The 24,207-nt window shown below is 44.7% G+C and carries 23 protein-coding genes and 1 tRNA gene; 11 read left to right on the forward strand and 13 right to left on the reverse strand.

Features of this window, described 5'->3' with window-relative positions:
• Positions 1-254: 254 nt before the first annotated feature.
• From Q4592_RS21390 to Q4592_RS21405, 4 genes are all read right to left on the reverse strand, one after another.
• Positions 255-1,247, reverse strand: a complete 993-nt coding sequence (locus Q4592_RS21390) for a Gfo/Idh/MocA family protein (protein ID WP_303516837.1) — start codon at positions 1,245-1,247, stop codon at positions 255-257.
• Between the two features lie 167 nt (positions 1,248-1,414).
• Complete coding sequence (locus tag Q4592_RS21395) at positions 1,415-3,490, reverse strand: TRAP transporter fused permease subunit (RefSeq protein ID WP_303516839.1); 2,076 nt, start codon at positions 3,488-3,490, stop codon at positions 1,415-1,417.
• Between the two features lie 76 nt (positions 3,491-3,566).
• The gene (locus Q4592_RS21400; RefSeq protein WP_303516841.1) at positions 3,567-4,571 is read right to left on the reverse strand and encodes a TAXI family TRAP transporter solute-binding subunit; all 1,005 of its coding nucleotides are present in this window, start codon (positions 4,569-4,571) and stop codon (positions 3,567-3,569) included.
• A gap of 164 nt (positions 4,572-4,735) precedes the next feature.
• Positions 4,736-5,455: an ABC transporter substrate-binding protein gene (locus Q4592_RS21405; protein WP_303516843.1), complete on the reverse strand. Its 720-nt coding sequence runs from the start codon at positions 5,453-5,455 to the stop codon at positions 4,736-4,738.
• A gap of 158 nt (positions 5,456-5,613) precedes the next feature.
• On the opposite strand from Q4592_RS21405, the gene Q4592_RS21410 reads away from it, so the two are divergent.
• A complete protein-coding gene (locus Q4592_RS21410; protein WP_303516845.1) occupies positions 5,614-6,294 on the forward strand; it encodes a murein L,D-transpeptidase family protein in 681 nt (226 codons plus the stop codon).
• A 45-nt stretch (positions 6,295-6,339) separates the two neighbouring features.
• Entirely contained in the window at positions 6,340-6,732 is a 393-nt protein-coding gene (locus tag Q4592_RS21415) for a hypothetical protein (protein ID WP_303516847.1), read from the forward strand.
• 22 nt (positions 6,733-6,754) lie between these two features.
• Here Q4592_RS21415 and Q4592_RS21420 read toward each other — a convergent pair whose 3' ends face one another.
• The 3 genes from Q4592_RS21420 to Q4592_RS21430 form a co-directional block, all read right to left on the reverse strand.
• The gene (locus Q4592_RS21420; RefSeq protein WP_303516849.1) at positions 6,755-8,662 is read right to left on the reverse strand and encodes a sensor histidine kinase; all 1,908 of its coding nucleotides are present in this window, start codon (positions 8,660-8,662) and stop codon (positions 6,755-6,757) included.
• A complete protein-coding gene (locus Q4592_RS21425) occupies positions 8,652-9,827 on the reverse strand; it encodes an extracellular solute-binding protein (RefSeq protein WP_303516851.1) in 1,176 nt (391 codons plus the stop codon). Before Q4592_RS21425 ends, Q4592_RS21420 begins: the two co-directional genes overlap by 11 nt.
• 124 nt (positions 9,828-9,951) lie before the next feature.
• A complete protein-coding gene (locus tag Q4592_RS21430) occupies positions 9,952-10,440 on the reverse strand; it encodes an SCP2 domain-containing protein (RefSeq protein WP_303516852.1) in 489 nt (162 codons plus the stop codon).
• 140 nt (positions 10,441-10,580) lie between these two features.
• Between Q4592_RS21430 and Q4592_RS21435 the strand changes: the two genes are divergently transcribed.
• Complete coding sequence (locus tag Q4592_RS21435) at positions 10,581-11,579, forward strand: peptidase U32 family protein (RefSeq protein ID WP_137671515.1); 999 nt, start codon at positions 10,581-10,583, stop codon at positions 11,577-11,579.
• 13 nt (positions 11,580-11,592) lie between these two features.
• Complete coding sequence (locus tag Q4592_RS21440) at positions 11,593-12,465, forward strand: U32 family peptidase (RefSeq protein ID WP_303516854.1); 873 nt, start codon at positions 11,593-11,595, stop codon at positions 12,463-12,465.
• A 27-nt stretch (positions 12,466-12,492) separates the two neighbouring features.
• Here the strand turns inward: Q4592_RS21440 and nlpI are convergent, their stop codons facing one another.
• The 6 genes from nlpI to hemA form a co-directional block, all read right to left on the reverse strand.
• On the reverse strand, positions 12,493-13,362 hold the full coding sequence (gene nlpI / locus Q4592_RS21445; RefSeq protein ID WP_137671517.1) for a lipoprotein NlpI: 870 nt from the start codon (positions 13,360-13,362) through the stop codon (positions 12,493-12,495).
• Positions 13,363-13,488: 126 nt separating this feature from the next.
• Positions 13,489-14,346 carry a 3-deoxy-8-phosphooctulonate synthase gene (gene kdsA, locus Q4592_RS21450; protein WP_137671518.1) on the reverse strand — a complete coding sequence of 286 codons (858 nt, stop codon included), beginning with the start codon at positions 14,344-14,346 and terminating at the stop codon, positions 13,489-13,491.
• Between the two features lie 10 nt (positions 14,347-14,356).
• Positions 14,357-15,121 (reverse strand): SirB1 family protein, encoded by a 765-nt coding sequence (locus Q4592_RS21455; RefSeq protein ID WP_137671519.1) that lies wholly within the window; start codon positions 15,119-15,121, stop codon positions 14,357-14,359.
• A gap of 54 nt (positions 15,122-15,175) precedes the next feature.
• Positions 15,176-16,015 (reverse strand): peptide chain release factor N(5)-glutamine methyltransferase, encoded by an 840-nt coding sequence (gene prmC / locus Q4592_RS21460; RefSeq protein ID WP_303516857.1) that lies wholly within the window; start codon positions 16,013-16,015, stop codon positions 15,176-15,178.
• Between the two features lies 1 nt (position 16,016).
• On the reverse strand, positions 16,017-17,108 hold the full coding sequence (prfA, locus tag Q4592_RS21465) for a peptide chain release factor 1 (protein ID WP_303516859.1): 1,092 nt from the start codon (positions 17,106-17,108) through the stop codon (positions 16,017-16,019).
• A 67-nt stretch (positions 17,109-17,175) separates the two neighbouring features.
• Positions 17,176-18,426, reverse strand: coding sequence for a glutamyl-tRNA reductase (gene hemA, locus Q4592_RS21470; RefSeq protein WP_303516860.1), 1,251 nt, complete (start codon positions 18,424-18,426; stop codon positions 17,176-17,178).
• A 205-nt stretch (positions 18,427-18,631) separates the two neighbouring features.
• Between hemA and lolB the strand changes: the two genes are divergently transcribed.
• The 7 genes from lolB to Q4592_RS21505 all read left to right on the forward strand — a co-directional run bounded on the left by lolB (position 18,632) and on the right by Q4592_RS21505 (position 24,207).
• Positions 18,632-19,225: a lipoprotein insertase outer membrane protein LolB gene (lolB, locus tag Q4592_RS21475; protein ID WP_303516862.1), complete on the forward strand. Its 594-nt coding sequence runs from the start codon at positions 18,632-18,634 to the stop codon at positions 19,223-19,225.
• Positions 19,206-20,084: a 4-(cytidine 5'-diphospho)-2-C-methyl-D-erythritol kinase gene (gene ispE / locus Q4592_RS21480; RefSeq protein WP_303516864.1), complete on the forward strand. Its 879-nt coding sequence runs from the start codon at positions 19,206-19,208 to the stop codon at positions 20,082-20,084. Before lolB ends, ispE begins: the two co-directional genes overlap by 20 nt.
• Before the next feature lie 68 nt (positions 20,085-20,152).
• Positions 20,153-21,094, forward strand: a complete 942-nt coding sequence (locus tag Q4592_RS21485) for a ribose-phosphate pyrophosphokinase (RefSeq protein WP_137671525.1) — start codon at positions 20,153-20,155, stop codon at positions 21,092-21,094.
• A 205-nt stretch (positions 21,095-21,299) separates the two neighbouring features.
• On the forward strand, positions 21,300-21,935 hold the full coding sequence (locus tag Q4592_RS21490; RefSeq protein ID WP_303516866.1) for a 50S ribosomal protein L25/general stress protein Ctc: 636 nt from the start codon (positions 21,300-21,302) through the stop codon (positions 21,933-21,935).
• Positions 21,935-22,525, forward strand: a complete 591-nt coding sequence (gene pth, locus Q4592_RS21495; RefSeq protein ID WP_303516867.1) for an aminoacyl-tRNA hydrolase — start codon at positions 21,935-21,937, stop codon at positions 22,523-22,525. The genes Q4592_RS21490 and pth overlap by 1 nt, the downstream gene beginning before the upstream one ends.
• Positions 22,526-22,550: 25 nt before the next feature.
• A complete protein-coding gene (ychF, locus tag Q4592_RS21500) occupies positions 22,551-23,642 on the forward strand; it encodes a redox-regulated ATPase YchF (protein ID WP_137671528.1) in 1,092 nt (363 codons plus the stop codon).
• A 488-nt stretch (positions 23,643-24,130) separates the two neighbouring features.
• A tRNA-Met gene (locus Q4592_RS21505) sits at positions 24,131-24,207 on the forward strand.

The following is a 24,207-nucleotide window of genomic DNA, read 5'->3' on the forward strand; positions in this document are numbered from 1 at the left end:
TGAACTCTCGAAGGGCTATTAACCCTTGCCGGTTTTCAAGACCGGTGCATTCGACCACTCTGCCACCCCTCCGCAGCGGTGTGAATATTACGTATATGAATTTAGAATGTAAAGACTAAAACCGTTTAACCGCTCGCAATTCAGTCAATTAAGCGTAAGTTTTTCTCTGCTCGTTGAATTATTCGCCAGTCCTCGTCTTTTTTAGGTCAACTAGCAAATGCTTAGCCTTAACCCAAAGATTTAATTAGTACCTTTTATTCACCTAAAAACGGATAACGAACGCCAACTTGAGCACGGATTTCATCCATTATTTGCATCGTAGCAATACTGTCTTGCCAACCCATGACTTCACTTTGTAACTTGCCTGCCGCAACACATTGCATCACTTCTTCAATCTGATACTCGAATCCAGAGGCCTTAAATGGGAAATCAAGCATCTGCTCAGCTTGACCATCAACACGCAAGCTAGCTTTAGTACCTACCCAGAACATGTTTGGCACTCTAATAGAACCCTTAGTCCCATAAATCGTAAAATCATTTTCGGTGGTAGCCAGAAAGTTGCAGGTAAACTGACTGGCCGCGTTACCGTAATTCATTATCACCGAGTTACGCTCGTCAACACCCGTTTCACCGACAATGCCATCGGCTAGAATTTTAGTCGGATTGCTTTGCATAACAAACTGGGACATCGACACGTTGTACACGCCCATATCCAGTAAACAGCCACCCGCTAAGTCGATATTTAGTAAGCGATCATTATCATCACGCGGAATGTTAAAACCAAAGCTAGAACTCACTAGCTTAATATCACCAATCAATTGCTCATCTAACCAACGGCGAACCTGTTGCCAAGCAGGCTGGAAACGCGTCCATAAGGCTTCCATCAAAAACACCTTGTTCTGCTCAGCGATATCAACCAAGGCTTGAGTTTGCGCGGCGTTTACTGTGAGAGGTTTTTCACACAGCACCGGCTTGCCAGCCTCTAGGCACATTTTAATGCTGTCAAAATGAAATCGATGGGGATTGGCAATGTAAATAGCATCTACATTTGGATCTTCGGCTAAGCGCTGGTAATCATCATAGGCATGTTGGCCAGAAAACTCATCAGCGAATGCTTGAGCTCGCACTAAGTTTGAACTCGCCACCGCATATAACTCAGCGTTAGGAACTACAGCTAAAGCTTCAGCAAAATTACGGGCAATACGACCAGGAGCGATGAGCCCCCAATTAAACGCGCGATCTGTCATGTTCGCTCTCTTTGATAAGTCTAATAAAGGTTTATCTTAACCCGTTTATGCGCACTTGCCAGTCACGCTCCCGCTTGCACCTAAAACATATAACAAACTGTGAAGCGCATCGACTAGCACGTTTTTTCAATGAAACTTTTCATGATTAAATCAATAAAAACATCATGCTAAGCACTCACTACGGGTTGCGAACTTCGGCTAAAGTAAACCATGGCTATCGCTAAAACGGCCAAGGCGATAATCTGCCATTGCAGCGCCAATGGGCAAAGCAGCACTAATGCTATACAGGCCATTAATGCCCTCTCCCAATGCGCCAACTTGCGCTTCTGCCAGCCTTGCATCACCAAGGTAAAAGCATATAAACCGGGTAAAGCAAACCCAAACACTTGCAGCGCAGCTAGCCAGTTACCGTGAGCAAGTGGCGTATAAGCAAACAATAGCGGAATAATGTATAAACCCTTGGCAATCTTCCAAGAGGTAAAGCCAGTAGCCATTGGGGGGGATTTAGCAATAGCGGCTGCGGTAAACGTACATAAACATACTGGCGGCGTAACATTACTGTCTTGTGATAACCAAAAAATGACTAAGTGGGATGCTAACAGCAACATTGAAATAGTCGCCTCATCAAGCAGCATCGGACGCAATAAGGCCATCATTTCGTCTGGCATTTGCGCAATAACGTTCTGCGCTTCAGCCAAACTTAAACTGCCTTGCTCAGGGCTAACGCCCACCAGCATTAACACTGCTTGAACTTCTGCACTGATGCTGCCAGAGCTCAATACATTTACTAACTCAGCATTAGCCATAAGTTGTAGTAAAGCTGGTGCAGACAAAGTAGCCAGCACAATGTATGAGGCGGTAACAGGCAACCCCATGCCTAATACCAAGGAAGCAATAGCCACCAGTAACAAAGCAATAAGTAAGCTGCCACCCGACCACTCGGTAATCATCAGAGAAAATGTATTGCCTATACCAGCAGTGGCAATAACGTTAACGATTAAGCCTACAGAGCAAAGCAATACCGCCGTGACCACCATATTTCGAGAACCCAGCGCAAAAGCATCGGCAATAGCCCGAAAGCCCATTTTATTGGGGGTAAACCAAGAGCTAACAATAACAGCGATGATGGCGATTACCGCGGCATAGGTGGGTGTGTACCCCATCACTAACAACACAATCAGCAGGGTAACAGGCACAATAAACGACAAACCTTCGCGCATCACCATTGGCAACAGCGGTGGTGCCTTTTCCATGGTGCGGGTAAGCCCGGCCTTGTAAGACTCGGTGCGCACATAAAACACTAACGAGGCGAAGTAGAGTATCGCGGGCAAAATACTCACCATAACAATAGTGCTGTAAGGGATCTGAGTATAACTGGCCATAACAAAAGCCCCTGCCCCCATAATTGGCGGAACAATTTGCCCACCAGTTGAGGCTGATGCTTCTACTGCTGCAGCAAATCGAGGGCTAAAGCCGGCATTTTTCATCAGTGGAATGGTAACTACACCAGTTGATGCGGTATTGGCCACAGCACTACCTGAGATAGTCCCGGTTAACCCCGATGCAATAATAGCAACAATGCCCGGCCCTCCTACTAAGCGACTCGCAATGCTTTTAGATAGGTGAATGACAAAGTCACCGGCCCCAGATCGTAGTAAGAACGCACCAAACAAAATAAACATAAATACAAAGCTGGCCGAAATTCGAGCAACATTGCCAAAAATAGCATCATCACCATAAATACTTCTAAACAAAAGCGTTTCTAAACTAAGACCTTTAAACTGAAATACCCCAGGAACAAAATTACCCCACCATGCTAAATAAGAAATCGCGGTTACAATTAAAATAGGGATAACCCAACCGGTTGCTCGGCGAGTCATATCGATAGCACCGAGTATCACTACCGTGCCGCATAACCAATCTAAAGCGACTAAGCGCACTCCACGCTCATAGATTAGGTCTTCAGCAAACAGTAAATAAACAGCAGATAGCGCAATCGCTAACACCCATACCTTATCGAGCAATGAAACAAATATATTGTCTGTTAACGGCTTAAGTAGGCCACATAACAGTACAAAACCTGCGAAGTGTAAGATGTTCTGTTGTAGCACTGCGATGTCGGCAAAGATATTGAAATAAACATGAGCGAGGCTAATTACAATACCCAAACCATAAACCACGGGTACAGCACGGGTATCTTCAATTTCCTGACGAATACTGTCAGGTACGGCGTTCCACTGCATGCTTAAGGATCCTGAAGGTAGAAGAATCTAAAAAGAAAAAACCTAGGCACTACGCCTAGGCTTTAAGCCACGCTAACTAGTTGGCAACAAGGTGATCTGGAATATCTAAGCCTGCTTCGCGGTAGTAACGAGCAGCGCCTGGATGTAGCGGAGCGGGCAAACCGGCAAGCGCTTTGTCTAAGGCCATAGCGTTAGTCGCTTTATGAATGGCTTGCAAAAAGCCTAAGTTTTCGTAAACGGTTTTGGTGAGCAGGTAAACAAACTCTTCATCTACATCAGCGTGTACTGCCAGAAAGTTGGGCTGCGCCATAGTATTCCAATCTTCGCTTAGATTTGGATAAGTACCGGCAGGGATAACATAACGGGTCCATAAACCTAAACCACCATTGGCCTTTTCCATCTGTTCATCAGTCACCGCTAGGGGCATAACATCCGCTGCAGCAGCTGCAAACAACTTGGTTACCGCGCCAGTAGGTGCACCAGCAGGAGTATTAATGCCTTCAACTTGGCCATTTTGCAGGGCTTCTGCTGATGGACCATAACCTGCTGAAAACAGCTCCATTTGCTTATCTATATCCACACCAAGATTACTCAGTAAAAAACGATTAGAACCAATGGTGCCCGAGTTCTTTTTACCTAAAGCCACTTTGCTACCCGTCAACGCCAGTAAATCACTTAAATCACCGTTTTTAGCGTGCTCCTTTTTCACCACAAATTGCTCAACGTTTTGCCACAACATAGTGATAGAACGAAGGTGAGTTTGCTTGCCTTCCTTCTCCAAAGGTCCAGTACCATTTACCGCATATGAACCATACAAACCTTGTAAAATGGCAAACTGTGCTTCTTTGTCGCGCAACAGCTTAATGTTCTCGCCAGAGCCTGCAGAGTTAATCGCCGAAACACTCACTTTGTGCTTGGGTTGAATTTTCACCTTCGTTAAGGTGGCTAACGCCACACCCACTGGGTAATAAGTACCGCCAGTACTGGCTGTTGCTAACAGGTAATTAGTGCCTGTGTCAGCGTGTACTGAAAAAGATAATGCACTCGCGATTAACGCGACCTTGCCAAGCCAGTTACGCATGGTTTTACTCTCCTTAGTAAGCAGCCCAGATACAACTCGAGCCAAACACGGTGTTGATTATGAAATCGCAATGATTTTAATGAATTTTCATCCTAGACATCACGGCTTGAATTAACAAGCTATTAACATAGCTATTCGACTAAAGTTGCAAATGGTAAATAACGCTATTCAAAGTACTTTTTAAAAAGAGCGGCGAACTCGGCAGATTCACGTACCTGCGCTAAGGCTTGTTGAAAGCGTTGTAACTCTAGCTGGCTAATTGAGCGATTAAAGGCAAAACAATATTGGTGTTCAAATAAGCGATAAATGGGTTTAAAACTTGATTCATGCCCCACTACGCTTTGCTCGGCAAGCGCAATTAAATCGACTCTGCGTAAGGCTAACAACTTAAACGCTTGCTCAACGGTTTTTAGTCTGTGCAGATTGTCTTTTAACTCGGTGTTACTTAAGTAACCGTCTATTGCTTGCCCTTTAATCACTGCAATTTTATAGCTCGCAGCATCACTCAGTTGGGAAATCTTCAATTTACTATCAGACAAGCCATAAAACTGGCCTTTGGCAGAGTTAATCGGGCAAGCCCACTTAAAGTAGTCTTTACGTTGATGAGTTTTAATTGTGGAGAACAACACCGTATAGCTCTGTTGCTGCAAAATAGAATAGCCACGTGCCCAAGGCACCATTTCTACCTTTGGCATTGGGCTACCAAGTTGCTTAAAGACTAACGCTAAGAGCTCAACAGAAAAACCACTTACCTGTTCTTGCTCAGTAAAGTTGTAAGGAAAAAATTCTTCGCTGTAATACCGCAACTCTTCCAAAGTATGGGCATAAAGGGGCGTACTGGAAAGCAACAACATAGCAAAGACAAAAGGCTTAATATTGAGCAAACAAATGTCCTCTTTAGGCTAACGGCCTTTGATGATAATGGCGATAATGCCATTGCAAACTGGCCAGCTATAGCACTTCTCATTAAGTACAAGTACACTTCTCACTCACTTATTCGATAGAGTATTAGCCTTTGAGTTTTTATCGACTGTGCTGCGCAATGTTACTCAGTTTTTGCAGCGCTTCTCTACATGCCTCAGCTTGGCATGAAAGCCAGCCGACTGCCGCAGGTAAACGCTCTATTAAACAAGTGATTAAGACTTACCATAACGATAGTCTAAAGCGGCTATTACCGCTATTTGTTGCCGCTAAAGTGGACTACCCTCCACAAAAAATAACCTTGTTAGCCAGCAAACGGTCACGCCGACTGGAACTTTGGGCAGACAGTGGAGAGGGGTTTAAGTATATACATACCTATTGGATTAGGCATGCCAGTGGCACTGCAGGCCCAAAACTGCGTGAAGGCGACTTACAAGTGCCCGAAGGGATTTACGAAATAAACGCTTTAAATCCAAATAGCAAATTCCACCTTTCGATGAAGCTAAACTATCCCAATAGTTTTGATTTAGAGAAAGCTAAACTAGAACAGCGCCACCAGCCCGGCTCCAATATTTTTATCCACGGTAAAACCTCATCGGTAGGCTGTTTAGCCATGGGTGACCAAAACATCGAAGACTTGTTTGTACTGGTGGAGAGAATTGGCCCCAACAACAGTAAAGTGGTCATTGCCCCTCACGATCCACGACTTTTATCCTTATTCCCAGTACCAGATCATTTACCCGAATGGACCGGTGAGCTATATAAACAAATTCAACAACAATTTGAACAATTTAGCCAATGAGTTAGGCTAAGCGTATTGCTTAACTCGTAAACGGAGAAGTTGTTAATGCCAATTGTGCATATTCGCTCCCTAGCACTGCCCGAATCAGTAGATATGCCAGCGCTTTTGAACAAACTGGCCAAAGACTTTGCCCAGCAGGCCAAGATTCAACTAGAGCATATTAGCCTTGACTGGCAATACATTCAGCCGGGGCACTATTTCGTTAACAAGCAAGTACATATGCAACAACACGTTCATCAACCCCCTCTCATTGCAGAATTGATCGTACCCGATGTACACAGTGAGAAGCGCCAGCAGCAGCTATTAAGCTTGCTAGCTAAGCTCATTCATCAGCACAGTCATATTGCGCTAAACAACATTTTTATATCACTGCAGGTCGCCCAGTCAGGGACTATTTTTGATAATGGAAAGATCGTTACTTGGCCTCAAAAAGGCTAAGAGGAAAGCACCTTACATTCAACTACTTACCATATTCTCTAGGCAAATTGATTTTGAACCCCAAACCCTGCGGCTCCGCGGTAAAACTCTCTACGCTGCCAAGTAAGTGTTGATGCACCAAGTTATATACTTGATTTAACCCTAAGCCCACATTGCCAGAGCTACGCCCAGTTGTATAAAAAGGATTAAAGATGAGGTTTATATCTTCGGCTTGCACGCCTGTTCCATTGTCTTGATAAACAATTTCCACTGTCTCATGTGAGGCGCTAATATCCACTTTAATATGCGGGAAGGTTTGGCTAGAAAAACCATGTTGAATTGAGTTATCAATTAGACAAGAAAATACCAATTCTACTGCGCGCTGATTGAGCAACATATTTGGATTTGCGCCAGAAATAGACAACTGAATTTGTCGCTCCGAAAAAGGCTGCAAAAACATTTGTAGCTGTTGCTCCAACCATGTTTTTAGATTTAGTCGCTGCAAACTGGCATCAATGTCGCTGCCAGCCAAGGCCTTAAAGGTATTAACTAAGGCTGCCGAGCGCTGCAAGCTGCTTTCAAGTAATTCACCGCCCTCTGCCCCTTGGCGTATCAACGCTTCTAAGTCTGAGCGGGCTAAGGTTCCACTTTCTAAGCTTTGCCCTATCGTTTGAAAGTTACTCACTAATTGAGAGGCCGCAGTAATTCCCACTCCTAAGGGGGTGTTAAGTTCGTGAGCCATTCCGGCTACCAAGCCACCCAAGGCAGCCATTTTCTCTTTTTCCACCAGTTCTAATTGGGTATCGTTTAACTTACCCAATGTATCTTGTAGGGTATGATTTGCTTGCTCGAGCTCATAAGTTCGCTCGGTAACTCGTTGCTCCAGTTGTTCCTGATCTCGAGTCACTCTCTCCGCCATGCTATTAAGTAAACTACCCACTTGATTGAACTCTTCATAGGCCAACGACGGCGCTTTGCTGTCGTAGCGGCCTTCTGAATAATTAGCCACTAAACGACTAAGGTGCTCTAAAGGATCCACAATACGCCGAGTTAGCATTAGCGCGATGATCGCCACCAAAACAAAAATCACCAACAAGATAATTACAACATTAGATTGGCGCTCTACCAACAAGCCCCAAAACGAGCGGCTTTCAGCACTGAGTGATAGCGACAAGGGCTCCGACATATTACTCAAATCTAAGTCTACATCTATGTAAAATCTACGAATCGGTTCTTCGCCTTTAGTGCCTTTAAATAACAAACGCTGCGAGTGAAATAGCTCTAAACTTCCGTGCTGAGAAATCCTCGACTCAGCTTCTTTCCATAGCGATTGCATCGGCACAAAAACCAACAATGCCCCCACCTGTTGGCTGTTCTCTATCGCGTTTAAGTTTTTCTGTACTAAAGGTTGCATCAGCAACAAGCCCGAATCACTATCTATCGCCTCTCCATTTTCTACTAATTGGGCAAACTCGGCGTCTTGATATACTTCTACCACCGCGTTATTGCTACCTTGCTTGACCAACTGATTGAGCCTGCGAACTGCAGGTAAATGCGCTTTTAGATCTAGAATTTCAGCTTGAAGTGGCGCACCTTCAATAATTCGGCCATCTAAATCAACAATATAAATCGCTGAGGCCCAATCGTTTTGTTGCAGTACCTCAGTTATTAGCTGATTAGAATGGAAACCAAAAATTGCTGAGGTGGGTGTTAATACAACATCATTTACCTGCGCCAAACTTTGCAAATCTAATAGTAATTGGCGCACCCTGTGCTGAATGTTTTGGGCAATGTTATTAGCTTTTAAATACAAGGTTTGAGTAATAGCCTGTTGATCTTGCTCAGCAATTTGCTTGAGCATGAACGAGCCAATAAGCGTACTGGGCAACAAGGCTCCAAGTAAAATACTAAGCGCTAAAATGGTTCTAAGTTGGTTGGCCTTAATTCTCATTTTTTAGATGCTGTCCATAATCTCTTTCGGCATATTGCTGCATATATTCTCCAGCTTTATTTGCATCAATGACGCCTTTATTAAATAACTCAAATCCCTTACGCAAGCCAATCCAAGCACTACCTTGTGCTGCCTCGGCCGACATCGGTACCGCTAACTCTAGTTGAGCCAGCATTGCGCTTTCGTTTTCATCAGAGTTTGCTTTTATTTCACTAATTAGTTGGCTATCTACCGGTAAGAAACGCGCCTTTTCGTAAAGTACGCGCTGAACCTTTTCGCTTTGCAAAAATACACTTAATTGCTTAAGCGCCTCGGCTTTGGGGCCATCTAAACTGTTATCAGGAAACACTAACACTAAGCTAGAAGACAACGGTCGAAAGGCTTTCTTGCCAATATTGGGAATCAACGCAATACCTAAGTCATCCCCTAAGTGCTTCTCAAAATCAGCGACTGCCCACTCACCGTTTATTGCATACGCTACTTTACCTTCGATAAAATCTTTGTATCCACAGTCGTAGGTACACTCAGAGCTCACCAACCCTCGGGTAGCCAAGCTTTTGTAAAAATTAAGCGCATCATTCATTGGTGGATCGTTTAAGGTCACCAATTTTCCGCGAGTCATTCGCCCACCAAAAGTATTGTAAAAGCCCGCAAACCAATACATCTCAGAATAGTTCCAACCAATGGCTGCCACGCCAGCCTCATCAAACTGATTTTTTTGCTCTAACAAAGACTGCCAAGTCGTTATTGGTTCTTTCACTAACTGGCGATTGTAAAACAACATGAGGTGATTCCCCTGTAAAATGGGAATACCGTAAAGCGTATTATCGATGCTGGCAGTGAGTTGAATTTCGGCATTAGTTTTCTGGCTAATGAGCGCCTGCGGTACCTCAGAAAATTTGCCTTGTTCGGCAATACCTACGAAGTCTGAAGGGGCAAAAACCACATCGGCCGCAGTACCTTGCAGTACTGATTTTATTAAAGAGGGTTTTAAACTTTCTGAGGTAATTTGGTATAACGTAACTTGATGGTTATGGTCACGAGAAAACTCTTCAAGCAGCGCTCGGAAGGTAGCGCTACCTTGTTCTCGATAGTACAAAAAACTTATATCGACTGCGCTAGCGCCTTGCCCTAATAGACATAAAAGCAGCAACCCAACTCGCATGCAAACCTCTTCTTCATCCACCCTGCATTGAGTGTAGTTCAAATGAAGCTGTTTGCGCCTAAAATGGGCTTATAATTCGAGACATAGCAATCACTTAAGTGATTGCAGTTTTGTTATTTTGGGTCTATGCAGGCTGGTATTCCGCCACTAATTCAGCACTCTGAGTAAGCGCTGTTTTTACCCAGTTAGGCAAGTCATCAATGTCTAAGTTATCCAAGAGATTTTTAAGCTCTAGACCTAACTCTGTATCGCCTTCTATTTTCAATCGGCGTTGGAAAAAAAGCGTATCAGGATCTTCTTGACGCCCCATCATCAACACAAAGTCATTTAACTCACCGGAAAAACTCACATCAACAGTGTCAGCTTTGGCTTGTACCTGCAATTTTTGCTGGCTAAAAGTGATGTACCAACTCGCGTTTAAATCACTCACTGTCAGCTTTAAATAGCGCTGTTCTAGAAAGTCCAAATCACCGTCTTCAATGGCCTCGGCAAAGGATACTGCTAAGGCTTTTTCTATCACTAAACTTTGTAAAGAAAAAGGGCAATATTTGGCAGGTAAACTCAATACCCTTGGCATTTCTTTCACTAAAGACCGTTTCAAGCGAGTAAGCACTTAGTTACCTCATAAAAATAAAATCAACGTATATAAGTGGCTCAGTTTACTCAAGTTTGCTTAGCGCAAAGCTGCGCTGAGTCAATATCCAATAGAACTAAGCCCAGTAGAATGACAAAAAATCTCTAGTAGAGCGACATATGGAATTACTTTGTCCTGCCGGCTCATTACCTGCAGTGAAAGCAGCGGTAGACCACGGCGCCGATGCCATTTATATCGGTTTTAAAGATGCCACTAACGCACGCCACTTTGCGGGTTTAAACTTCGAAGGCAAAAAACTAGATAAAGCCGTTGATTACCTAAAAAGCCGCCAGCGCCAATTGCACGTAGCAATCAACACCTTTGCTCACCCTCAGCAACACCACCTATGGTTTGCAGCCATTGATCGCGCCGTTGAGATTGGTGCCGATGTGGTGATTTTGGCCGACATTGCTTTACTGGAATATGCTAAACAGCGTCATCCTAATTTAACGGTACATTTATCGGTGCAGGCCTCGGCCACTAATGCCTCGGCAATTGCATTCTATCAACGTAACTTCAACGTAAAACGGGTGGTATTGCCACGCGTACTATCGATACACCAAGTTAAGCAACTTTCTAGAGCTTGCCCAGATATGGAGCTTGAAGTATTCGCTTTTGGCAGCTTGTGTGTCATGGCAGAAGGACGTTGTTATTTGTCATCGTATTTAACTGGCGAATCACCAAATACGGTTGGAGCCTGTTCACCAGCTTCTTTTGTTCGCTGGCAAGAAACCGAACAAGGCTTAGAATCTCGCCTGAATGACATTCTAATTGACCGCTACGGGCCCAATGAAACAGCTGGTTATCCAACGCTGTGTAAGGGCCGTTTCGATGTAGATGGCCACCGTTATCATGCGCTTGAAGAACCTACTAGCCTAAATACCCTCGAATTATTGCCAGAACTGTTTTCTGCCAATATCTCTGCAGTAAAAATTGAAGGCCGGCAACGCAGCCCAGCCTATGTCGCGCAAGTGACTCAAGTGTGGCGTGAAGCTATTGATAGCTATCAGCGTGACCCTGAGCAGTATGCAGCAAAAAATCAATGGATGAGCCAATTAGCGAAACTGTCTGAAGGCAGCCAAACTACCTTAGGCGCTTATCACAAAGCTTGGCAATAGAAATAGGTACATTATGAAGTATGCACTTGGGCCAATTTTGTATTATTGGCCAAACCATAAAATTGAAGAGTTTTACCACTTGGCTAAAGCCAGTAGCGCAGACATTATCTACCTTGGCGAAACCGTTTGTAGCAAACGTCGCAACATGAAAGCACAAGATTGGATAGACCTGGCAAAACAGCTGAACCAAGCAGGTAAGCAAGTCGCGATTTCTACCATGGCCTTGCTAGAGGCACCGTCTGAGATCCGTAACTTAAAAAAGCTGATTGATAACGGTGACTTTATCATTGAAGCCAATGATTTCAGCGCTATCGAAGAAGCCCATAAAGCTAAATTACCATTTGTTTGTGGCCCTGCCATTAACATTTACAACGCTTATGCCTTAAAAGTATTGCTAGACCAAGGCATGCAACGCTGGGTAATGCCAGTTGAGCTATCGAGAGATTGGTTACAAAAGCTCAGTGACGAGTGTACTGAAATGGGTATTCGTGAACGCTTTGAAATAGAGGTTTTTGCTTATGGGCATTTGCCACTAGCCTATTCCGCGCGTTGCTTCACTGCACAGTCTGAAGGCAAGAGCAAAGACAACTGCGAAACCTGCTGTATTAACTACCCTAACGGTCGTCGAGTAGACAGCCAAGAAGGCCAGCCACTGTTTGTACTTAACGGTATTCAAACGCTTTCTGGTGATTGCTACGACTTAATTAACGACCAACAAAGCATGCAGGGTTTAGTTGATATAGTGCGGATTAGTCCACTAGGTGAAGAGAGTATTGAACACTTAGAAGCTTTTCGACGTCGCACAGAAACCAGCGAACCTTTCCCCACTCCCGACAGCGTTAACGGCTACTGGCACCAAATTGCTGGCATTCGCCAGCAAGATTAAACCAAATCTAATCGTGATGAGAGCGAGTTAAATCTGGCTCTCATAACGGTTTAGTTCAAACAAGGCCAAACGGTGTTCTACAAAATCATACACGTTGTTGGCTAACGATAATTTGAAGTAACTGCTTGCCAACTGTGGGTCGCCAGCGCGCTGGGCTAATTTAGCCATGTAGAAATAAGCTTCACATAAACGCTCAGCCAAAGCGCGGTTGTCACCCTCTACATCCATGGTGCTGCGTAGAAACTCTTGTTGAGTGATTTCGCCAGCGTACAAACGAACAATTTCCCAACCCCAATCTTCATTTTGATACGTTTCTAAGGCTTCGCTTAGCTCTGCAGCTGCGCCTTCTTCACCGGCTTCAAGCTGAATAAGGTAGCGCCACAACACACGGTAAGGGTCATTAGGTGCTTGGTCTGCATAGTGTTTTACATCAACGATGGCCAACTCAGGTTTGTTGGCATAATTAAGCGCAATTCCACGATAGAAATAAGCAAAGCTATAATTTGGTGCCAGCTCTACCGCCGAGTCAAAAGCTTCAAATGCGCTATCAAACTCTTCGGCTAAGGTGAAATAAACACCTAAGAAATTGTAGGCTTCTACAAAGTCAGGCTTTAGCTGAATAGCCCGGTTAAAATCGAAGCGTGCTAAGGCTCGCAGCCCAACGCGGTCAAATACAATGCCGCGCTCGTAATAAAGCTGCGCCATTTGGTCTTGATTGTATTCACCAGAGTTAAGCATTTGTCCGAGACGCGCTAGAGCGACTTCAGATTGATAATTAACTTGTAAAGGTGTGGCTAATACCACCGTTTGCGGAGCTTGACTTGAAGTGCTGGCACAAGCGCTAAGGTAACCAAAAGTCACTAACATACACCCGGTGCGCAAGGCTTTAATTAACATATCACTTCCATTTTTCTTGTTGAGCTAAGGGCTGAAAAATAGCGACTTTCAGCCCTGTTAATGTTGTTTACCCTAGCAAGAGAAGTAGATTAGGGAAACCGAAAGTTGCCATTATCGACAAATTTCTTATTTTGAATGAGTATCTAAAACGTCGAAAGATTTCACCAAATCATCCAAGGCTTTAATCTGCGTTAAAAATGGCTCTAGCTTCGACAAGGGCAATGCACTTGGTCCGTCACATTGTGCATTATCTGGATCTGGATGTGCCTCTAAAAACAATCCAGCCAGCCCGGTAGCCATACCAGCTTTAGCCAACTCGCCAACTTGCTCACGGCGACCACCAGAGGCAGCACCTAATGGATCGCGACACTGTAGCGCGTGGGTAACATCAAAAATAACTGGCGAACCATTACTAACTTTTTTCATGGTACCAAAACCTAGTGTATCAACCACCAGGTTGTCGTAACCAAAGTTACTGCCACGTTCACACAGAATGATCTTGTCATTGCCGCACTCAGCAAACTTATCAACAATATTGCCCATTTGTGACGGGCTTAAAAACTGAGGTTTCTTTACGTTAATTACCGCGCCCGTTTTAGCCATTGCTTCAACCAAGTCGGTTTGGCGTGCTAAAAAGGCAGGTAGTTGAATAACGTCTGCCACTTCAGCAACTGGAGCAGCTTGTGCTATTTCATGTACGTCGGTAATCACCGGAATAGAGAACTGCTGCTTAATCTCTTCTAACAAACGTAAGCCCTGCTCCATGCCTGGGCCACGGTAAGAATGCACTGATGAACGGTTTGCTTTATCAAACGACGCTTTAAATACGTAAGGAATACCTAACTTGCTGGTTACTTCAACAAAATGCTCAGCAATACGCATCGCTAATTCACGAGACTCTAATACGTTCATTCCGGCAAACAAAGTAAATGGCGCGTTATTGGCTACGGGGATTGCGCCAATATTAACGGTTTTCTGCTGCATGCTATTCCTCTTAATGCAAAATGGCAGGTTGCGAATCCATGGAGTGGATTTGCACCTTTAGTATCTTCGACAATGGGTCGTCGGGACACTGTTCAATAAAATATTCAAAGTCATTAATTGCAACGCTATTGCAATCGAGTTGTTGGTAGATAAACCCTCTGTCACGCATTTCGTGGGGGTCACCAGGCTTTAAGCGTAGTAACACTTGGGAAACCCGCAACGCCTTCTCAAACTCATCTTCGCGTAAACAGGCACTCTTTAATTCGCCCAGCCAGCGCTCTGTTACTTGTGAAGAACTAATCGGTTCTAAGTTATCACTGAGTAATCGAGCCAAGTTGCCTTTATGTCCGCGATGAATCACTTCAAGTTGGCTTAAGCTTTTTTGCTCACCCGCAAAGGCATCAAAATAGATAAATCTATCGGTCAGCTTTACCGCCAAAATTGTTTGTGCCGGAAAAGCTAAGGCGTGACATTCAATATCGAGTTTACGGGCAAAGTAATGCAGTAACACCGCTAAACTAGTGCCATTACCACAACGCCGACTCAAGGCATCACTAATCAACCAGTTCTTACTATGATAGTAAGACTGCCAATCACTGCTGAAGCCCAAGTCTTTATAAAAAAGCGTTTTGAGCTGTTCAAATCGAAGCTCAACCGTGTCTTCTAATGGGTTGAGTTTGAGCCAATCTAACCACAGCCTATGCAAGGTTTTACGAACCAACGCAAAGGACTGCCCAGTGATCTCTTCTTCAATACCTAAAATGCGAAAAATCACTCGTTTTCTTTCCTTACTTTATTCTTTTACTGGCAGCGCTAATCCAGAACCACATTAGCCACTAAACCGGCCACCGCTTACGCGATCCATTCCGCCATAGTCTTGCTCAGTAAATACATCTTTGAACCCAGCTTGTATTAAAAGCTGCTGAACCGCCGTTTTTTGGTCGTAACCATGTTCTAACATTAACCAACCATCACTTTTTAAGTAGCATGGTGCTTGTTCAACAATATGTTGAATATCGGCCAAGCCATGCTGCTCTGCGGTAAGCGCTGAGCTAGGCTCAAAGCGCACATCGCCTTGCGACAAGTGTGGGTCTTGTGGGTCAATATAAGGTGGATTACTCACCACCAAATCAAATTTTTGCTCACTAAAAGGGGCAAACCAAGAACCTTGCCTAACCTCTACATTAGCAAGCTTTAACAGCGCAGCATTCTCTTTCGCCAATGCTGCGGCTTCGTCTCGTAAATCACTGGCATATACACTCGCTTGCGGTAATTCGCTGGCAAGCGCAAGAGCAATTGCTCCAGTGCCGGTTCCTAAGTCGACTATTTTAGTATCGGCGTGATTAATGAGTTTCTTTAGGCTTTGTTCAACTAAAACTTCAGTATCTGGGCGCGGGATCAAGGTTGCAGGAGAGACTTTTAAGGCTAACGACCAAAACTCGCGTGAGCCAACAATATAAGCCACTGGCTCACCCGCTAGGCGTTTGGCCACCAGTTGTTGATAATTCTGCCACTGCTCGGCCGTTAACGTTCGCTCAGGCCAAGTGAGCAAATATGCTTGCTCACATTGCAATACGTGCTGCAAAATCACCTTAGCATCAACCTTCGGTGACTCGCCTCCCGCTAGAGCTTGCTTGGCCCACTCTTGAGCCTGGGCAATACTCGGCAATTTAGCCTTCACCTTCTGCTAATGCCGCCAGTTGATCAGCTTGGAACTCTTGTAGAATAGGGTCAAGTAAGGCCAGTAACTCACCTTCCAATATATCGCTTAAACGGTACAAGGTAAGGTTGATACGGTGATCGCTCACGCGACCTTGTGGGTAGTTATATGTACGAATACGTTCACTACGATCACCACTGGCAACCAATTCACGACGCATGCTGGTTTCTTCTGCGCGACGTTTATCGTCTTCTAAAGCTTGCAAGCGGGCCGACAGTACCGACATCGCTTTGGCACGGTTTTTATGCTGTGAGCGCTCTTCCTGACATTCCACCACTACGCCTGTAGGTAAGTGAGTCAATCGAATGGCTGAGTCGGTTTTGTTAACGTGCTGACCACCCGCGCCAGAGGCTCGGAAGGTATCAACCCGTAAATCACCGGTGTTAATCTCAATTTGCTCAGCTTCTGGAATCTCTGGTAATACAGCAACGGTACAGGCAGAAGTATGAATACGGCCTTGCGATTCAGTTTCTGGTACCCGTTGAACCCGGTGACCACCAGATTCAAACTTCATTAAGCGGAATACATCTTCGCCGTCAATTTTAGCGATCATTTCTTTGTAACCGCCTTGCTCACTTTCGTTAGCCGACATGACCGACATACGCCAGCCCTGCTGCTCTGAAAACTTGCTGTACATGCGGAATAAGTTACCTGCAAAAATAGCCGCTTCATCTCCACCGGCGCCTGCACGAATCTCTAAAAATACGCTGCGAGAATCGTTCGGGTCACGAGGCAATAACAATAACTGCAAGTCATCCGACAAGGTTGCCATGCTTTCTTTAGCTTCAGAGGCTTCCATCTCAGCCATCTCACGCATTTCTGGGTCGTCGTCTTGCATCATCTCGTTAGCCGACTCAAAGTTTTCTTGAGCTTGCTGATAAGCAGTAAAGCAATTTACCACTTCTTCTAACTGCGAATATTCTTTTGTCAGGCCTCTAAAGCGAGTTTGATCAGAAATAATTTCTGGTTCGCCGAGTAATACTTGAACCTCTTGGTAACGCTCTTTCAGGGTTTCAAGTTTTGTTATAATTGACGCTTTCATGCTTTCTCTCTATAAACGCAATATTCCGTCGGCTTTAGCTAGCAACGAAACATCGACCACAAATGGGTTATTTTCTTAGGCCTATAGCCTCTCGTATTACTGCCAGCTCTTCGAGACGGCCATCGCGGCCAGCCTTATTAATGGCTTCGGTAGGGGCGTGAATCAACTTGTTGGTGAGTTGGAAGGCGGTTTCGCGAATCACTGTTGCGGGGTCTTTACCGTTGGCTAAAGACTCCATAGCTTTCTCTACTGCGGCATCACGAACTCGCTCGCTATGGCTGCGGTAATCACGAATGGTGGTAACCGACTCTAACGAGCGTAACCAAGCCATAAAGTCTTCACTTTGAGCACTAACAATAAATTCAGCTTGTTCAGCAGCTTCTCGGCGCGAGGCCATATTCTGTTCAACAATGCCTTGTAAATCATCTACTGTGTACAAGTAAGCATCACGCAAATCACCTACTTGTTCTTCAATATCGCGTGGTACTGCAATATCCACCAAAAACATCGGTTGAAAACGACGTTTCTTTAACGCGGTTTCCACCATACCTTTACCAATAATGGGTAAAGGACTGGCGGTAGAACTAATCACGATGTCTGAAGCCGCCAAGTGCTGTGGGATTTCGTTCAGTGTAATCACCTCTGCACCAAACTTATCACCCAAGGTTTTAGCCCGAGATACCGTACGGTTGGCCACGATTAACTTATTTACACCTTGGTCAACCAAATGTTTAGCCACTAGCTCAATGGTTTCACCAGCGCCTACTAACATGACTTTAGACTGGCTAATGTCATCAAAAATTTGTTTCGCTAAGCTCACCGCAGCAAACGCCACTGAAACAGCATTCACGCCTATATCAGTATCGGTTCTCACTTGTTTCGCAACCGAGAACGCTCGCTGGAAGAAACGCTCCAATACGCTGCCCACCGCGCCTGCTTCACGAGATTCGGTATAGGCTTGTTTAATTTGCCCTAAAATTTGCGGCTCACCCAATATAAGAGAATCTAAGCCACTGGCCACACGCATTAAATGCGCTACGGCTTGCTGCTGCTCATATTGATATAAACAGGGCTTAACCTCTTGCTCTGATAACTGCTTGTAGTTAATTAACCATTGCACAACCGCTTGGCAATCTACATCGCCTAAATTGCAATATAGCTCGGTTCGGTTACAGGTAGATACAATCACCATTTCCACACCAAGCTGAGTACTAGCGTGACTCAACGCATGGTTGACCTGCTCAGGGCTAAACGCGACTTTTTCGCGCAAGCCGACGGGAGCCGATTTGTGATTAATACCTAAGACTTGCAGAGTCATCGTTGTGGGGGGCTTTGCAGCGCCGTTTCCTAATGGGGTAAAAACACAAATTGTACGGGAATGTGGACTTAAATAAAAGAAACTCGCACGTTAAGCAGCGCTTGATGCACTAAATTTAATCTCAATTAGCGACACATCTTTGCTGATAAGCAATTTACAGCAAGCACCTTGAACTTTTATACTGCAAAAAAAAGTCGGAATCACTGTGCGCCAACTCGTTTTTATCATCATCTTTGCGATGAGCTTAACCGCTTGTACCATTGCGCCACCTATTAGCACTGAAAACAGTGAATGGGATAGCCATTTAGCCGATCTCAATCGCTTAAACAACTGGCAATTGAGCGGCAAAATAGCGTTTATTAGTGACGCCTCACGCCAAGCGGCCAATCTTTATTGGCAACAGCAAGGCGACAAAAGCATTTTAAGAATTAACGGCCCCTTAGGAATACAAGGTATAGAGCTGCACTACCAACCTGGAAAAGTATGGGTAAAAACCAAAGACGAAGAATACTCAGGTAAAGATGCGCAATTGTTAGTTCACCGGCTCACTGGCTGGCAGGTTCCTGTTGAACAACTCCCTAATTGGCTACTGGGCATACCCACTCAAAATGACTACCAGCTAAACCCTCAACACCGTTTGGCAGGTTTTACCACCGATGAACAGTGGGAAATTAGCTATATTAATTACGCCCAATACAATACGCATACCCTGCCCCGCCAATTAGAGATGCGCTCGACCGATAATTTACTAAAACTCAATATTCATAAATGGCAGATTAATGACTCAACAAGCAACTAGTGGCCCGTGGTTATCACCCGCCAAACTTAATCTCTTTTTATACATCACTGGCCAACGTGACAATGGCTACCATGACTTACAAACCTTGTTTCAATTTATTGATTGCTGCGATCAGCTTTATTTCACGCCAAATCAATCGGGCAGCATTGAGTTAAACAGCCAATTAGATTTTCCGGCGGAAGACAACTTGGTGGTGAAAGCCGCCCGCCTTTTGCAGCAATATAGTCATATTCAACAAGGGGTAAGTATTACCCTAGATAAACACTTGCCAATGGGCGGCGGAATTGGTGGCGGCTCGTCAAATGCCGCAACCACCTTACTGGTGCTTAACCACTTGTGGAAATGCAACTTAAGCCTCGATCAACTAGCCACTTTAGGTTTGCAACTTGGCGCCGATGTGCCTATTTTTATTCATGGTCATAGTGCGTTTGCCGAAGGCGTGGGAGAACAACTACAAAACGTAGTTGTAGCAGAACCATGGTATGTGGTTTTGCATCCGCAAGTGCATGTTTCTACAGAAAGTGTATTTGGTCACCCTCTCCTACCAAGAAACACCGCAAAGCGAAGCTGGCAACAATTAGTTAACAGTGATTGGCAAAATGATTGCCAAGAAATTGTGGCTAAAGTTTATCCGGAGGTTGCACAAGCTCTTAGCTGGTTGTTAGAATACGCGCCGTCGAGGATGACAGGAACAGGTTCTTGTGTTTTTGCCGCCTTTGATACAGAGCGTGAAGCCTTGTCAGTGCTAGAAAAACGCCCTAAAAATGTTTCTGGTTTTGTGTGTAAAGCCTGTAATCAATCGCCCTTACATGAGCAGTTGAAAAACGAAAAAACACTCGAAAACACCGCAGGAGCTTAAGAAATTTCATTCTTAGGTTCTTAAAAAACGTAACGCTCTATTGACCCGATAAATCTGAGGTTTCCATCGTGCCAGACATGAAACTCTTCGCCGGTAACGCCACGCCCGAACTTGCCCAGCGTATTGCTGATCGCCTCTATACCACCCTAGGTGATATTTCAGTAGGTAGATTCAGTGATGGCGAGATTAGTGTACAAATCAACGAAAACGTTCGTGGTGGAGACATTTTTGTTGTCCAATCCACTTGCGCTCCAACTAACGACAACGTCATGGAGCTGATTGTAATCGTTGATGCTCTACGTCGTGCCTCTGCGGGTCGTATTACTGCGGTAATTCCCTACTTTGGTTATGCTCGTCAAGACCGTCGTCCACGTAGTGCACGTGTGCCAATTACTGCGAAAGTAGTAGCAGACTTCCTATCGAGTGTAGGTGTTGACCGCGTACTTACTGTTGATCTTCACGCCGAACAAATTCAAGGTTTCTTCGACGTACCAGTAGACAACGCTTTTGGTAGCCCTGTATTACTGCAAGACATGCTAGACAAAAACCTAGAGTCTCCAGTAGTAGTATCACCTGATATTGGTGGTGTTGTACGTGCTCGCGCCGTGGCTAAAATGCTTAACGACAGTGACCTGGCTATTATCGACAAACGTCGTCCACGTGCCAACGTAGCGCAAGTAATGAATATCATCGGTGACGTTGATGGTCGTGACTGCATCATGGTTGATGACATGATTGATACTGGCGGTACCTTGTGTCAGGCAGCAGCAGCACTTAAAGCTAAAGGCGCTAAGCGCGTATTTGCTTATGCTACTCACCCAGTATTCTCGGGTAACGCTGCGCAAAACATTACAGAGTCAGCCTTAGATGAAGTAATTATTACTGACTCTATTCCGCTAGCCGATGAAATGCGCAACGTAGAGAAAGTTCGTCAACTATCTCTAGCGCCAATGCTTGCAGAAGCAATTCGTCGCGTCAGTAACGAAGAGTCAATCTCAGCAATGTTCTAAGTAACATTCAGCGAAAGATTTTAAAAAGCGCGGTAATGTGAATTACCGCGCTTTTTTATTGGCTTTCAAAAACGCCAATGGTAGAATGCCGCGCCTTTTGAATTGAAGTGGGTCAGTGCTAGTCACTTTTTCACTGTTCAACAAGGTACTGGTTAGAGTTTGGTCGCGAAACTTTAGCCTCATTTTTTTATTTGGAGAAACACAAATGTCTAACATTAAACTTGACGCTGAACTGCGTACAGACCTAGGGAAAGGTGCGAGCCGCCGCCTACGTCACGAAGAAAAAGTTCCTGCTATCGTATACGGTGCTGGTAAAGATCCTGTATCAATCACTCTTGCACAACGTCACGTGATGAAAGCGCAAGAAGCTGAAGCGTTTTACTCAAGCATCATCACTTTGAATGTTGCTGGTGAAGCCGTAGACGTATTAGTAAAAGACATGCAGCGTCATGCATTTAAACCACGTGTACAACACATTGACTTCCAACGTGTTGACAATACTAAAGCTATCCACAAAGCAGTTCCTCTACACTTCTTAAACGAAGAGTCAGCAGAAGCAGTTAAGAATGGCGGTAAAGTACATCACTTGGCAACAGAGATCGAAGTTAGCTGTCTAGCTAAAGATCTTCCAGAGTACATCGAAGTAGACGTAGCTAACCTAGAACTAGGTAACTCTCTACACATCTCTGACATCACTCTACCTGCTAACGTAACATCAGTTGAATTAGCTAAAGGTGAAAACCACGACCAAGCTGTAGTATCTATTACTACGCCTAAAGCTGTGGCTGAAGAAGCTCCTGAATCTGAATCTGATTCTGAAGAAGTAGCTACTGAAGAATAGTGATAAACGATATTCGTTTACTCGTGGGCCTGGGTAATCCAGGCCCCGAATATGCTTCAACTCGCCACAATGCTGGCGCCTGGTTAGTGACTCAGCTAGCCAATAATCATCACGTCCAATTAAAACCAGACAGTAAACATTTCGGACTCACCGGCCGTATTCAACTCGCCGATCAAGAGTTACGTTTGTTAATCCCCACAACGTTTATGAATTTAAGCGGCAAATCTGTTGCTTCTTTAGCTAAATTTTATCGCATAGAGCTTGAGCAAATTATGGTTGCTCACGACGAACTTGATATGCCGCCGGGCGTAGCGCGCTTCAAAAAAGGTGGTGGTCATGGTGGTCACAATGGGCTTCGCGACATCATCAGTAAATTTGGCAATAACAAAGATTTTCATCGTTTGCGGATAGGTATTGGACATCCCGGTCACAAAGACCGTGTTTCAGGTTATGTCTTAGGTAAAGCACCTAAAGCCGACCAAGAACTGATTGATGATGCAATTGATGAAGCGGTGCGCAGTACCGATATTTTGCTTAAAGATGGTTTAAGCAAAGCAATGAATCGATTACATAGTTACAAAGCGGGCTAAGCCCCTTAAACAAATAGGTATTATTATGGGATTTAAATGTGGCATCGTTGGTTTGCCAAACGTAGGCAAGTCGACCCTTTTTAACGCTCTGACGCAAGCCGGCATTGAAGCTGCTAACTTTCCATTTTGTACTATTGAGCCAAACACTGGCGTAGTACCTGTTCCAGATACGCGTTTAGACGCCCTGGCAGCCATTGTGAACCCACAACGTATTCTTCCTACCACCATGGAATTTGTAGACATTGCAGGTTTGGTAGCGGGCGCATCTAAAGGCGAAGGCTTAGGGAATAAATTCCTAGCGAACATTCGCGAAACCGATGCAATCGGTCACGTAGTGCGTTGTTTCGAAAACGACAACATCGTTCACGTAGCGGGTAAAGTAGACCCAGCAGAAGATATCGACACCATTAACACTGAGTTAGCGCTGTCTGATTTAGATACCTGTGAAAAAGCTCAGATCCGAGTCGCTAAGAAGGCCAAAGGTGGCGACAAAGACGCCAAGTTTGAAGCCGAAATTTTAGTAAAAGTGCAAGCGCACTTAGAAGCAGATTTAATGCTACGTAGCTTAGACTTAAGCAAAGAAGAACAAGCAGCCATTGCTTACATGAACTTCTTAACTGCTAAGCCAACGATGTACATCGCCAACGTTAACGATGACGGTTTTGAAAACAACCCTTACTTAGATAAAGTAAAAGAAATTGCAGCGGCAGAAAATGCAGTTGTGGTGGCGGTTTGTGCCGAAATTGAAAGCGAAATTGCCGAACTAGACGCTGACGAAAAAGCTGAGTTTATGGACGAGATGGGCTTAGAAGAGCCTGGCCTAAACCGCGTTATTCGCGCCGGTTACGAGCTACTTGATCTACAAACCTACTTCACCGCGGGTGTAAAAGAAGTTCGCGCATGGACAGTACCTGTTGGTGCTACTGGCCCACAAGCTGCTGGTAAGATTCATACCGACTTTGAAAAAGGCTACATTCGCGCTGAAGTCGTTGGCTACGATGACTACATCGAACATAAAGGTGAGTCTGGAGCCAAGGTAGCGGGTAAATGGCGCCAAGAAGGTAAAACTTATGTGGTAAAAGATGGTGATGTGATTCACTTCTTATTTAACGTATAAGCCCAAACCCTTCAAAAAAGCCAACCTCGAGTTGGCTTTTTTATTAGCGCCAGCAAATTTCAAACTTACCTCACCGCATTAGCCAGCGCGCTCTATCCTACAAACTTCACTTTCAAGCTGCTGTACTTTAGATTTTAGCCAGCCCCTAACCTAGCTAAACGAGACTTGGTTTACTTTCAGCCCCACTCACTTCCTTATACTTCATCCATTTAAACCCAATATCTTACTAACTGGCTCACCACATCTTCAATTAAGCAATAATGAATATTTCAAGCCGCATAAATGCAAAGGCTAAAAACTAAACCTTTCATTAACCAAAATCGGCAATTGCACATAAAGCAAACAAGCATATTGAACAAACAGCCAGCATCGCGTACACAAACTGCACAAACAAACTTTTTTGCGGTTTTTTGGCAAAAAAACGGTTGACGCTATTGGGTCTGATACGCATAATACGCGCCGTTAACAACGCAAAGCGTCGTTCACAAGGCTATGTAGCTCAGCTGGTTAGAGCACAGCACTCATAATGCTGGGGTCGCAGGTTCAAGTCCCGCCATAGCCACCA

Origin of the sequence: Agarivorans sp. 1_MG-2023, assembly GCF_030548385.1 — a bacterium.
In the GTDB taxonomy this organism is placed as follows: domain Bacteria; phylum Pseudomonadota; class Gammaproteobacteria; order Enterobacterales; family Celerinatantimonadaceae; genus Agarivorans.